Origin of the sequence: uncultured Campylobacter sp. (assembly GCF_938017705.1) — a bacterium.
Taxonomy (GTDB): Bacteria; Campylobacterota; Campylobacteria; order Campylobacterales; family Campylobacteraceae; genus Campylobacter_B.
The window spans coordinates 1-13,359 of sequence record NZ_CALIIS010000055.1 but is presented as its reverse complement, the minus strand read 5'-3'; the positions used below and the strand labels follow the sequence as shown (position 1 = coordinate 13,359).

Below are 13,359 nucleotides of genomic sequence, written 5' to 3'. Positions count from 1 at the left end.
GTCCTGTGTCACAAACACGTCGCGCAGCGCATCGATGCTATTTACGACGCGCCAAACGCTCATGTAGAGGTTGCTCGCGTCATTCCCCGCATCGGTAAAAATCAAAATTTTAAAATGCTCGTTAAATTTCAAAAGCCGCCGCCAGCTCCGCTCCACGAGCTCTTTTTTGTTTATGTTTATCAGCACGAGCGGGTTTTTCGTATCGCAAAAGTGCTGCTTAAGTGCCAAAATGGCGGGCTCGCCGCTTTGAAATTTCGCTAGCAGCTCCTCATCGCTTAAAATTTGCGGCGCCTGCGAGCTTAGATCAACCGTCGCATCGATGCCGAGCTTGCCGCCGAAGCAGGAGTTCGGGCTTGCGTGATCGAGCTGATCGCACACGCCCTCGCTAAAAACGAGGCTGCGTGCGCCTATACGGTTTAGGACATACTTCGTAAGCGCCTCGTACTCATCTAAGCTCGGCGCGTCTTGCGGCACGAAAACGGCGTGTTTTACGAAGCTCATCTGCCCCACGCCCCAAAACGCATGCATGATCTGTTTGGCAGCAGCGGGGTAGCGCACGGCGATCTTAGCCAAAATCAAGTTGTGAAATACGCCGTTTTCGGGCATTTTATAATCAATCAGATCGGGCGCGCTCGTGCGAAACAGCGGCAAAAAGATCCGCTCGGTCGCGTATCCCATAAATTTATCCTCAAGCGGCGGCTTACCTACGACGGTGGCGTGAAATACGGGCGCGCGCTTGTGCGTGATCGCGCTAACCTCCATTACCGGGAATGGTTCTACCGGCGTATAATATCCGGTATGATCGCCGAAAGGCCCCTCCGGCTCGCTTACTGCGGGATCGACAAAGCCCTCGATCACGTAGTCCGCACCCTCTGGAACGTAAATTTCATTCGTAAGCGATTTTACGAGGCGAGCGGGGCTGCGGCGGATGAAGCCGTAAAGCAGCAACTCAAAAATCCCCTTCGGTAGCGGCGCCTGACCGCACCAGATATAGAGCGGATCGCCGCCGGTCGCCACGGATACGGGCATCTTGCGCCCCGCTTTGCGGTATTCGTCGAAAAAGCCCGCGCCGTCTTTGTGTATCTGCCAGTGCATCCCCAAGCGGTCGCGCCCGTAAATTTGCAGGCGATACATGCCGAGATTTTGCGTTTGCGAGTTTAGATCTTTCGTATAAACCTGCCCCATCGTGATAAACGCGCCGCCATCATTCTCCCAGGTCTTAAGAACTGGAAGCTCGCCCAAATCTACATCAGCGCCCAGATGCACGACCTGTTGGCACTCTCCGCGACCGCTAAGACGCTTTACAAAAATTTTACGCAGCGAGATTAAGTGCGCCAAGAAATCAAGCTTTTCGCCGAAGCTTTGCGGACGCTTCGGCTTTAGCAGGCTCTCAATCTCGGCGGCGATCTCGTCAGGTTCGCGACCGAGGATTAATTTTAACGCCTCGAAGGAGCCAAAAATATTGGTTAGCACCGGCGGCATCCGTTTGCCCTGCGCGTTTCGCACGTTCGTAAAAAGCAGCGCCTGCGAGCGCTCTTTTTTGACCTCGATGTAGCTTGCGTGCGCTATCTCAAGCTCAGTGCCGATCTGCTCCTTTACCTCGCGCAAAAGCCCATTTTCGTGAAGCCTCTTTATCCAAAAATTTCCGTTTAAAATTTCATCAAATCTCTGCATCCGCTGCCTTTAAAAAAATAGATTTTTTTCTTGCGGTTTTTGATTTAGAAGCTGCAAAATCGCGCTCTTTTCTGCAAAAACCAGCGCGTAGTGAAACTCGGGCAGGCTTTTTAGCGCGCTTAGCTTATTGAAGCGAAAGTCGATCTTAGTGCCGTCCAAGCGTTCCTCCCAGCTGGCGCAGACGATAATTTTCTCGCGGAATTTCGCCCGCAAAAACTCCGCCTCGCGCGCAAAAAGTTCAGGATCGCTCTCGGCGATAAAGGCGCGATAGCTGCCGCCGAGCGAGCTAACGTTAAAAAATCTATCCACAAAAATCGGCTCGAAATGGCCGAATGCGCTTAAGTTTTGAAATTTAAAGGGTATGTTTTTGCGCGAGAGATACTCGATCACGCCGCATAGCTCGGGCAAAAACAGCTGCGGAAAGATTAAATTTGAATAATAAAGCCCGCCAAAAACGAAGCTGCTGTAGAATATCGAGCCGCCGTAAAGCAGCCTAAAATCGTCGCTCGCGGGGATCCGGACGGGCGAGATACCGAGGCTTTGCAAAAGCTCGCCGTCGGTGGTGAAGTAGGTATTTTTCTCTTTGGCATTCATCAGGCTGATAAAAAGCTCGCCCTTGCTGCGCGGCGCAAACATCAAATTTTTCGGCACGCTCGTGTAGCGCAAGATCTCGCTTTGCACCTCGTTTATCAGCACGAAGCCGTGCCGCCACGTGTCGCCCAAAAATTTTATCAGTCGCACGAGCGCCGAGCATAAATTTTCGACCTTTATAAAGGCGATCTCGTCGTTAAGCGGCTTGAAATTATTATCGAAAATGATCGCGTACGCGCCGTTATCAATCGCGGTGCGTACGTCGCGCTCGTTTGCGCCGAGCGCTATGAAAGCGCCCTTTTTTGCGACTTTTGCGGGCTCGATTGCAAAGCTCTCGACCGCGGAGATTGCGGGATTATTCAGCATCGTTCCGTTTACGATGCGGGTTAAATTTAATAAATTTACCATTACGACTTCCCTGCGATAGAGCTTTTAAGGGAAGCGCTCTTTGCGGCACGGCGCGGCTGCTTTGCGATAAGCGCAGAGCTTGCGGCGGTTGCGGCGGCGTCTTTTGCGACGATTACAACAGGCGCAGCGGTGTTTTCTGCAACGCGGCGAGATTTTGCGTTCTGCGCAGTGTTTTTGCTTGGCATTACTTTTGCGCTAAGCGCGGAAATTTTATTTTGTGCGGTGCTTTTTATTGATGCAGATTTGGCTATGGACGCTGATTTTGCGACAGATATAGAAGCTGCACCTGCTGCGATACTTTTAGCGGTCAATGCTGATTTTGTGCTAGGTGCCGATTTTTTAGCCAGCGGAGATTTTCTTGCGGGCACGCTTTTTTTTGCTGCATTTTTTTTAGCAGAGGCGCTTTTGGAAAGCAAGGCGTCTTTTTTAGCGTTCGCGCTAGAAACATCTGCCCTGCGCTTTCTGCGCGGTGCGGCGCTTGTATTAGAATTCTCGCTATCCGCGCTTGCGGGCTTTTTCGAACGCTCATCCGTAAATTTATCAGTGCGTGAAAATGAGCGCACGACCGCGCGCGCGCCGAGTTTTGCACATTTTAAAGCAGCGGACTTTGACAGCTCGCAAATACCGAATGTTAAAATTTTACGCGCCGCAAATTTTAAAGCAACTCCTGCGCCGAGCTTCAGCGCTAAGGGTGCCGCGCATACAAGCCCGCCCGCGCCGATCTTTGCGGCAAGTGAGGAGTTGCGGCAAAGCTTTAAAATTTTATCCGAAGCGGTGCTTTTTTGCGCACAGAGCCCAGCCGCACCGCAGATAGCGAGCTTCGAAGCCTTGCGCGCTAGAGTCCTCATCGCTAACCTACGATCGCGCCGTTTTTTACGGGCGCGAGAGTGCTAAGCAGCGTAAGACTGCCGTCCTCGGCGCTTAAAATCATGCCCTCGCTCGTGTGTTTAAAAATTTTAGCGGGTTTTAAATTTGCTAGCACGCAGATCTGCTTGCCGACAAGCGCGGCGGGATCGTAAAATTTCGCGATACCGCTTATGATTTGGCGCGGCCTCTCCTCGCCCAAATCGATCATAAATCGCAGTAGCTTCTCGCTGCCCTCAATGTTTTCGCACTCCAAAATCGTGCCGACTTTTATAACGCACTTTTTAAAATCGTCGATTTTGATTTGAGCCTCGGTTGTCTCGCCTTTGGCTTCTTGCGCCGTAGCACCCGAGCCGGAAGCGTTTGCGTTTGAGCTTAGCGCGCCTTTTGCGGCGGCGTCTGTGCCCGAACCGCTTGCAGAATTTGCAGCCACATCCAGCCTATCGTAGTCCGCCTTAGGCATTAGTTCGTGATCGATCTTGGTAAAAAGCGGCTCGCACGGCTTAGCTTTAAAATCTAAAATTTCGCCGCGAAGTACGAGCTTTTCATAAAGAGGAGTGGATATTTCAAAGCCCAGCGTATCCGCGATACGTGCCACCGTCTGCGGCATCGCGGGGCTTAGCAGCACCGTAGCGCCCGCCAAAATATTTGCGACTAATGCGACGAGAGCCAGCGCCCTATCTTGCTCACCGTTTTTCATCAAATTCCACGGCTCGTATTTCGCAATCGAAGCGTTTGCAAGCGCAAGCGCCCTCCAAAGCTCCTCCAAGTATCTATTGGTAGCGACCTCTTCAAGCGCGCTAAGTGCGGCACTTAGATATGAGTTCGCCTCCTCTATCTCGGCGGCGAAAAATTTCATAACGTCTTTGGAATTTATGACGTAGTCCGAGTATTTCGCGCTCATGCCGACGATGCGGCTAAGCAAATTTCCAAGCTCGTTGGCAAGCTCGGAATTTACGCGGTTGATGATCGCTTTTTGCGAAAAATCACCGTCTTGGCCAAAGGGCACCTCGCGCAACAAGAAATAGCGAAATTGCTCTAGCCCGTAGGCGTTTGCGACCTCGCGCGGATCTACGACATTGCCCAGGCTCTTGCTCATCTTTTTTCCGTCTCGCGTCCACCAGCCGTGAGCTGCGACGCTGCGCGGCATATTTAGCCCAAGGCTCATCAAAAACGCAGGCCAATAAACGGCGTGAAAGCGCAAAATGTCCTTGCCCACGATGTGCAGCGCGTCGCTCCAATACTCCATCCGCTCGCCGCCCGCGCAAAATCCGAGCGAGCTAAGATAATCCATCAGCGCGTCCAGCCAGACGTAAATCACGTGCTTCGGATCGTTCAGCTCGGGCGGAATTTTAATACCCCAATCAAAACCCGTTCTCGTGATCGAAAGATCCTTCAGTCCGCTTTTTACAAAGCTTATCACCTCGTTTTTTTTGCCTAGCGGCAGGATGCACTTTTCATCCTCGTACCATTTTAAAAGCCGCTCTGCGTAGGCGCTAAGCCTAAAAAAATAACTCTCCTCTTTTAAAATTTTAGTCTTTTTGCCGCAGTCGGGGCAATACTCGCCGTCGATGAGCTGAGCGGAAGGGAAAAAACTCTCGCAGCTTACGCAATAGTTGCCCTCGTATTCGCCCTTATAAATGTCGCCCTTTTCATACATCTTGCGAAATACGTTTTGCACCGCCACCTCGTGCGCGGCATCGGTAGTGCGCGAAAACATATCGTAGCTGATGTTAAACTCGTCCCACAGATCTTTAAATTTAGCGCTTACGCCGTCTGCGTACTGCTTTGGGCTCTGAGCGTGCTTGGCTGCGGCCTCCTCGATCTTTTGACCGTGCTCGTCGGTGCCCGTTTTAAAAAAGACTTCGTGTCCTTGCAGGCGGTAAAATCTAGCCATCGTATCGGCGATGATCGTCGTGTATGCATGACCGATATGTGGGACGTCATTTACGTAATAAATCGGCGTCATTATGTATTTTTTCATTATTCTCCTTAAATGTGTAGGATTATCCTACTGCCCTCCGGGACCGGTATTGGAAGCCAAAGTATAATTTACATATCCAGTCTCGGGCTGGATGGTAATAAGGGCATGCTCGCTCGCACCATTGGTAAGCGTGATTATGCACGGATTTTTGCCTACAAAAAGTCTATCATAAGGCACATCCGAGTCTGCTACCTGCCCCATAGGACGCCCGTAGGAATCAAAGACGATAGTTTGATTATTCTTTGCTCCGCAATTAGCAAATGTGATATTTCTAATATCATAAGTTTTAGTAAGATTTAGCTTCTTATTAATCCTCTCGGCATTTCTATTCATCGCCTGATTTTGAAAGCCGGCACTTAAAATTTTATTTGGATTTTGTGGATCCGTAGCAAAATCGACTCTCGATAGATCAGACAGATCGACACTACCGTTAGGATTGCCGCTCATAGTGCTATCGTAATACACTGTATAAGTCCAACCCTCGGCACTACCTTTGGCGGTAGTATAACTAAATTGAATTCTCCAAAGTTTTTTAAACCAATCCGGGTCATTAGGATCGAATTTGTTATCATTCATAGCCAGCTGCTGAGTATAGCGAATATGAGCAGCTACTTGATCTGCCGCCTCCACAAGGCTATTTCGATTGATTTGAGGCACCGCCACCGCCGCTAAAATTCCAACCACCACGATGATGAAAATTAGCTCTATCATAGTAAATGCTTTTTTCATAATTTTTACCTTTCATAAAAATTTTGTTTATATTTTAACATAAAATTTCGCAATTCGCACGCCTCGCTTGTAAATATCTATATTTTGTATCGAATTTTTATGATCCGAGACATATTCCGGCTCATCCGCGTAGATAAAAGCGCCGCTTCCGCTAGGCAGTCCGTAAAATTTCAGGCGCAGGCAGAGCCTCTCGTCTTCGCAGCTTACGCTTTTTACTCCGCGATTTTTTAGCTCACTTGCCAGCTGCCTAGCTATGTCAAATTTATAGATAAAATGCCGCTGCGGCTTGTTTGCGAACATCGCCTCATACATCACATCGCTAAAAATCACTGCAAAATAGCTTACCGCTAAGCTTACCAGCGTCACACCCACGGCGATCTTGTGAAAGGTGCGAAATTTAGGCAACCTGACGCGATATGAGTTAAAAAGCACGCGGATAATCAAAGGCGTAGCGATGACGCAATACGGCAGCATCATCTCAAGCGGCACGCGCTGTCTTAGAGAAAAAAGCATCGTTAGACAAAGCGCACTTGTAGCGATGAACCACAGCAGGCTTTTTTCCTCTTTGATCCAAATTCTATAGATCGTGTAGATGAAAAATAAAAACACTAAAGGCGAAAACGCGCCCGCAAAAACGCCCACGGTGTCTAAAAAATACCCCTTCGGCTTGCCCTCCGAGCTCACGTCGTAAAAAATCACGCTGAAGCTAAATAGCGCTATGCAAAGCAACAAAAGCTCCTTTTTGCGCGTATAAAGCGCCCAAATTCCAAAGCCGACGTATAGCATAAAAAACGCGCGATCGATCAAGGCGCAAACGGATAGAAGCACGAAAAGCGCGATATTGTATTCGCTCTTTGCAAAATAGATCGCCAGCAGCGTGAAAAAAACGATGATGCCAGCAGGATTTAGCAAGATCGCGCTACTCATCGACGCAGGAAGCGCCATAAATAGCGCCGTAGCGACCACTCTGTCGAAGCGACGCTTGAGAATAAATTTTGAAATTTTATAGATCATCGCGGCGTTTGCGAAATGGATCAAAATAAACGGTATGCGCAGGGCGTAGTCGTTGCGCCCGAAAATTTCGCAGCTTAAATTTGCGATTAGCGAAACGAGGGATTTTTTATCGTAAAAAATTTCAGCCTCGTAGTAGCTGATACTTAAATTTGAGATCGCATAAAGCAAAAATATGCCCTGAAACAGGCACATTACGGAGATTACGAAAATTTCGTTTTGATAAAGCTTCTTCACTCTCATCCTTGCTACGGGCACTTTAAATTTACAGCCTAAATTTTACGGCCGGAATTTTATAAAATTTAAGTCGCCGAATCATTTAAAATTTAGCCGCTAAATTTAACCGCGCGCCGCTTCATTCCTCTATCGTATAATTTTCCCAAAAGAAATTTATCCACTCATCCGTTTTTGAAATTTTAAAATCGGGTTGGATGAGCGCCTTGGGTTTGTAAAAAATCACCGCCGTTTTAATCTCTATTTGCGGAAATTTCTCCAGCAGCACGCGCTTGATCTCGACCATGCTGTCGCCGCTGTCGATGATATCGTCCACCAGCAGCACGCGCTTGTAAAGCTCCAGATCGGGCACGTTGAAAACGTCGATGGTATCGAGCTTTTTGGTATCTGCGTAGTGGATGGAATTTATCGAAAATATCGTACGCATATCAAGCGCGTTGGCTAGTGCATGACCGAATGTAAGCCCGCCTCTAGCGATCGCCACGATTGCATCGGGCATAAATTCGTCCCTAACCTGCTTTGCTATAACTCTTGCGTCGCGATCCATCTCTTCAAAACTATAAAATCTCATATCTTTCCTTAAAATTTAATGCATTAAAAATACTAAAACGCTAATCGCGCCAAGCGTCAAAACGCCGAAATTTAAATCTTTTATCCTGCGCTGAGCGAGTCTAACTACGATATAAGCGATAAAGCCGAAGCTTAAACCGTTGGTGATCGAGTAGGTAAAAGGCATCAAAAACACTATAAAAAACGCAGGGATTAGAATTCCCGCGTCGCTATAATCGATCTTGCCAAGCTCACTAAACATCAAAACCCCGACCATCACGAGGATCGGATAGATCGCATTTGCAGGGATCGCCTTAAATAGCGGCAGCATAAACAGCGTCAGCACGAAAAACATAGCGCAAAATACCGCGGTAAGCCCCGTGCGACCGCCCGCCTCCACGCCGCTCGCGCTCTCGGCAAATGCAGTAACCGTACTCGTTCCTATAACGGCGCCCGCAACGCTGCCTATCGCATCGGAGGTTAAATTTCTAGATAGTTTTTTCATGCCGTCTTTGCTATTCTCTCCAAAAAGCCCCGCGCGGTTTCCCACGCCGGTTAGAGTACCGATGCTATCGAATAGATGCGTAACGAAAAATGTGATTATAAAAGGTACGAACGCGAGCTTTAGCGCTCCGGAGATATCTAGCTTAGCAAATATCGGCGTTATGCCGCTTGGCGCGCTTACTATGCCATGCGGTGCGGGCGAAATTCCAGCCACCCACGCAACGCACGAAGTAATCAAAATGCTTAAGATAAACGCCGCCTTGATTCTAAGCACAAAAAGCACCAGCACGACCGCTAAGCCTAAAATTCCAAGCAAAACGTTTAGATCTTTTAAATTTCCTAAAGTTACTAGCGTTGCCTGACTAGGCGCGATGACGCCCATCTGTTTAAGTCCGATAAAGCAGATGAAAGCCCCGATACCCGCACTTATGGCGCGACGCAGATCAAGCGGGATAGATTTGATAACCCAAACGCGAAAATTGGTAAACGAAAGCACGGTAAAAAGCGCTCCGCTTATCGCTACGATGCCAAGTGCGCTCTGCCATGGCATCTTCGCATCCACGCACAACGCAAAGGTAAAATACGCATTTAGCCCCATGCCGACGCTAAGCGCAACGGGGGTATTTGCAAAGAGCCCATTAAATAGCGTCGCGATTATCGTAATAAGCGCGGTTGCCGTAACCAGCGCATCAAACGGCATGCCTGCGATGCTCATAATGTTAGCGTTTACCGGCACGATGTAAATCATCGCCAAAAACGTAGTAAGCCCTGCAATAAGCTCCTGCCTTACCGACGTTTTTGCCGCGGCGAGATGAAAGAATTTCTCCACTTGCTCCTCCTTTAGAATTTATTCGTAAATTTCGATCTGATTATATAAGCTGTCGCGCTCTACGGGTACAAAGCCCGCAGTGCCGATCATATCGATAAAATCGCGCTTGCTCTGCCCTTTTTTGCTGCCGGCGCCGGCGCTGCTTTGAATGCTTTCGTTCTCGATCGTGCCGTCAAGATCGTCCGCGCCGAAATCCTGTGCTACAAGGGCTAAGCTTAACGTGGAGGTCGCCCAGTAAGCCTTTATGTGCGCGACGTTATCGAGCAAAATTCTACTAATCGCGATCGTTTTTAAAATTTCGACCGAGCCCAAAAAGCCCTTCACGTCCAGGTAGTTGTTCTCGCGCTGATACACGAGCGGGATGAAGGCGTTGAAGCCGCCGCCGTTAGCGCGAGAGAGGCTCTCATCTTGCAGCGCACGGATACGCAAGATGTGATCGATGCGGTGAGCGCGGCTTTCGATATGTCCAAAGAGCATCGTGGCGTTACTCTGGCGCCCACGTGCATGCCACAGCGAGTGGATACGTAGCCACTGCTCGCTTGAGACCTTGCCTTTGCAAATTTTATCGCGCACGTCCTCGTCAAAAATTTCAGCGCCGCCGCCGGGCATCGAATCCACGCCGCTTTGCATCATCAGCTCTATCGTCTCCTCGTAGCTCATCTTCCACTTTCGCCGCCAGTAATCGATCTCCGCCGCGGTCATCGCCTTGATATGCACAAGCGGATATTTTTGCTTTATCGCTTTAAAAATTCCCAAATATTGCTGCGGCGTAACGAATGGGTTGTGCGAGCTTACGATATGAATCTCCTTCGTGCCGCGCGCTACAGTCTCGTCCACGATACGCATGATCTCATCATCGCTCATCGTATAGGCGTTTTCGTTCTTGCGGTGCGCCGAAAATGCGCAAAATTTACAGGTATCTGCGCATAAATTCGAAGGATTGATATGACGATTTGCGTTGAAATAGACGTTTTTGCCGTTTTTTTCTTTGCGAATAGCAAAGGCGAATTTGCCCAGATCGAAAAGATCCAGATCCCATAACTTCACGCCGTCTTCGTAATTTAATCTCTCGCCGCTTTGTAATTTTTCTAAAATTTTCATCGATTTCCCAAGCCAAATTTTGTGCTAATTATATAATTTTTTGCTTACAAAACGGATAAGCGGACTAAATTTAGAGCCGAATTTCGTTAATTTAAAATAGCGTAGTAAAATGAGCGCCAAATTTTAAACAAGGAAAGCAAAATGTGTGGAATCGTAGGCTACATCGGAAATGAAGAGAAGAAAAAAATCATAATAAACGGACTGAAGGAACTCGAGTATCGCGGATACGACAGCGCGGGCCTTGCCGTGATGGACGAGAGTGCGAATATAAAGTATTTCAAAGCGGTCGGCAAGCTAAATAATCTCGAAGAAAAGATGAAAGATTTCACTTCGCAAGGCTTTGGCGTTGCGATCGGACATACTCGCTGGGCGACGCACGGAAAGCCCACCGAGCTTAACGCGCATCCGCATTTTGGGGATTTTAGCTTCGTCGTGCATAACGGCATCATCGAAAACTACATCGAGCTAAAGGACGAGCTCGAAGCGGACGGTGTGAAATTTTTAAGCCAGACCGATACCGAAGTGATCGTGCATCTTTTCGAGAAAAATTTCAAGGCTAACAACGACGCATTTAAGGCATATGAAGCTACAATTAAACGACTAAAAGGCGCATACGCTACGCTTTTGATCACGAAGGCAGCACCCGGAGAAATTTTCTTTGCTAAAAACGCGGCTCCGCTCATCGTCGCAAAAAACGATAAAAACGAAATTTTCTTTAGCTCCTCGGACGCTCCGCTCATCGGGCTTGCGAATACGGCTGCGTATCTGGATGATCAAATTTACGGCGTCGCAAAGCTCGGGCAGATCGACGTTTTTAAAAACTCTAAACCGCATAATTGCGCCTTTAGTGAGCTTCCGAAAGATAAGAGCTACGCGCAAAAAGAGGGCTTTAGATTTTTTATGGAAAAAGAAATTTACGAGCAGGCGCAAGTCGTAACTGAAGCGATGATGGGGCGAGTAATAAAGGGCGGCAAGATAAAATTTGACGAGCTTGATGCGGCGATGTTTGAAGGCATCGACGAGGTCGTGCTATGCGCCTGCGGTACGAGCTATCACGCCGCGCTCGTAAGTTCGTATCTTTTCGAGCGCATCGCTAAAATTCGCACAAAAGTAGAAGTCGCCAGCGAATTCCTCTACAAGGAGCCGTTTTTAAACAAGAATTCCTTATTTATCGTGATCTCGCAAAGTGGCGAGACCGCCGACACCTTAGAGGCGCTGCATATCGCTAAAAAAGCCGGTCTTAGGACGCTTGCGATCTGCAATGTCGATAATAGTTCGATTGTGCGCATGGCAGGCAGCGTGATCCTCACTCGCGCCGGCATCGAAAAGGGCGTAGCTTCCACGAAGGCTTTTGCGACGCAGGTTATGGTGCTATGGATGTTCGTCGTGTATCTTGCAAATCTGCGCGGCACCGTCTCCGCCAAAAACAACGCGAGCGAAATTTCGGCGATGCTTCATATCCCGCAAATTCTAAAGATCAAAGACGGCTTGCAGGATAAAATTTACCGCATGAGCAAGCACTATCTGCACGGACACGGCTTTTTCTTCATCGGTCGCGATATTTTTTATCCGCTCGCTCTTGAGGGCGCGCTCAAGCTCAAAGAGATCTCCTATCTGCACGCAGAGGGTTATCCGAGCGGCGAGATGAAGCACGGACCTATCGCGCTTGCGGATTCTAATCTCTTTACGGTTGCGCTGATGCCAAAGCATTTGCTCTACGAAAAAACGAAAAGCAATGTCGAAGAGCTTGCTGCGCGCGATGCGTATATTTTAGCTATCAGCCCGGAAGAGCCCGAGGTTGCGGACGATTTTATCAAAACGAGCGAGCAAAGCCACGCGATGAGCGAGTTTTTTGAGATGATGATAATTTTACAAATTCTAGCTCTTGAGATCTCCGTCAGACTTGGCAACGACGTGGATATGCCGCGAAATTTAGCCAAAAGTGTCACCGTAGAATAATCGTTTTTTAAGTTCATTTTGACTAATATTTCTCATTAAAAAATCGGGGAATGTTAGTATATGAGACTTATCGGATTTATCAGAGGTGAAAATGTCATAGTCGCCACAGGCGGGGTCGAGTATAGCTACGAAATGCTTGGCGAACGCGATCCTAGCCTAACCGACGGCGATGAGGTAAGCTTCGACACGCTAGCATCCAGCGCGATAAATATAAAGCGCGTCGAGGGCTCTAAATCCAAAGACCGTGTAGCGCAAAAAGTAACCCCACAGCTAAAAGAAGCTGCAAAGCAAAATAACGACTGGACTTCTGATCCTAAAAATTTCATAGAAATAGACGCGGCAGAGGAGTCGTCTCCTCAAAATTCCGCCGAAAATATCGCGGAGGATAGATCCGCCGCAAAAGTAACAAAAATCGCAAAAAAATTTAAAAATTTCAAACTTCCTCGCAAAGCCAAACCCGCTGATGCAAAAAAACCTAAATTTTTGGGATTTGAGTTCGTGCAGATGGACGATCCGCGCGAGGGCGAGAGCCTCGAGAGTAAAATTTACACCAACCCTATCCGAATGAGCGGTATCAAGGCCTACATCATGCCGCTTATTTTAATCGGCATCGCTCTGATCTTTAGAGCTCAGATCACCGAGTCGCTGCTGTCATTTAAGCAGATCCAAGAATATGTCAATCAAAACACCGTTTCGCTCACCTTTGATCTGTTTATCTATCTGATATTTGCGCTGAGCTACATTTTGCCGCTAAATCAAGTATTTATCTTTCTATCGGCCGCCAGACACGATCAATACGCCGTGCGGCAGATCACGAGCTACAATATCTTTTTGATAATCTGCGTCGTCGCCACGGTTTTGCAGAACGAAGCCATAGGGCTTGACGCCTACATAGCGATCTTTAGCATCGCAGTAGCACTGT

The 13,359-nt window shown here is 48.3% G+C and carries 11 protein-coding genes; 2 read left to right on the top strand and 9 right to left on the bottom strand.

Annotated features, from left to right (window positions below):
• From Q0605_RS02850 to mqnE, 9 genes are all read right to left on the bottom strand, one after another.
• Nucleotides 1-1,674 (bottom strand): menaquinone biosynthesis decarboxylase (locus Q0605_RS02850; protein WP_298704068.1); only part of this gene is annotated, 1,674 nt, incomplete at its 3' end.
• Between the two features lie 9 nt (nucleotides 1,675-1,683).
• Complete coding sequence (locus tag Q0605_RS02845) at nucleotides 1,684-2,673, bottom strand: hypothetical protein (protein ID WP_298704065.1); 990 nt, start codon at nucleotides 2,671-2,673, stop codon at nucleotides 1,684-1,686.
• Entirely contained in the window at nucleotides 2,673-3,521 is an 849-nt protein-coding gene (locus Q0605_RS02840; RefSeq protein ID WP_298704062.1) for a hypothetical protein, read from the bottom strand. Before Q0605_RS02840 ends, Q0605_RS02845 begins: the two co-directional genes overlap by 1 nt.
• Nucleotides 3,522-3,523: 2 nt before the next feature.
• On the bottom strand, nucleotides 3,524-5,521 hold the full coding sequence (gene metG, locus Q0605_RS02835) for a methionine--tRNA ligase (protein WP_298704059.1): 1,998 nt from the start codon (nucleotides 5,519-5,521) through the stop codon (nucleotides 3,524-3,526).
• 27 nt (nucleotides 5,522-5,548) lie between these two features.
• The gene (locus Q0605_RS02830) at nucleotides 5,549-6,232 is read right to left on the bottom strand and encodes a type II secretion system protein (RefSeq protein WP_298704056.1); all 684 of its coding nucleotides are present in this window, start codon (nucleotides 6,230-6,232) and stop codon (nucleotides 5,549-5,551) included.
• 45 nt (nucleotides 6,233-6,277) lie between these two features.
• On the bottom strand, nucleotides 6,278-7,504 hold the full coding sequence (locus Q0605_RS02825) for a hypothetical protein (RefSeq protein ID WP_298704054.1): 1,227 nt from the start codon (nucleotides 7,502-7,504) through the stop codon (nucleotides 6,278-6,280).
• Between the two features lie 112 nt (nucleotides 7,505-7,616).
• Nucleotides 7,617-8,066, bottom strand: a complete 450-nt coding sequence (locus Q0605_RS02820) for a phosphoribosyltransferase family protein (RefSeq protein WP_298704051.1) — start codon at nucleotides 8,064-8,066, stop codon at nucleotides 7,617-7,619.
• A 15-nt stretch (nucleotides 8,067-8,081) separates the two neighbouring features.
• On the bottom strand, nucleotides 8,082-9,377 hold the full coding sequence (locus Q0605_RS02815) for an NCS2 family permease (RefSeq protein WP_297941562.1): 1,296 nt from the start codon (nucleotides 9,375-9,377) through the stop codon (nucleotides 8,082-8,084).
• Nucleotides 9,378-9,395: 18 nt separating this feature from the next.
• On the bottom strand, nucleotides 9,396-10,478 hold the full coding sequence (gene mqnE, locus Q0605_RS02810; protein ID WP_298704045.1) for an aminofutalosine synthase MqnE: 1,083 nt from the start codon (nucleotides 10,476-10,478) through the stop codon (nucleotides 9,396-9,398).
• A 141-nt stretch (nucleotides 10,479-10,619) separates the two neighbouring features.
• On the opposite strand from mqnE, the gene glmS reads away from it, so the two are divergent.
• Together glmS and Q0605_RS02800 are read left to right on the top strand one after the other, a co-directional pair.
• The gene (gene glmS / locus Q0605_RS02805) at nucleotides 10,620-12,437 is read left to right on the top strand and encodes a glutamine--fructose-6-phosphate transaminase (isomerizing) (protein WP_298704042.1); all 1,818 of its coding nucleotides are present in this window, start codon (nucleotides 10,620-10,622) and stop codon (nucleotides 12,435-12,437) included.
• 60 nt (nucleotides 12,438-12,497) lie between these two features.
• The coding region (locus tag Q0605_RS02800; RefSeq protein WP_298704039.1) for a hypothetical protein at nucleotides 12,498-13,359 on the top strand (862 nt) is incomplete at its 3' end.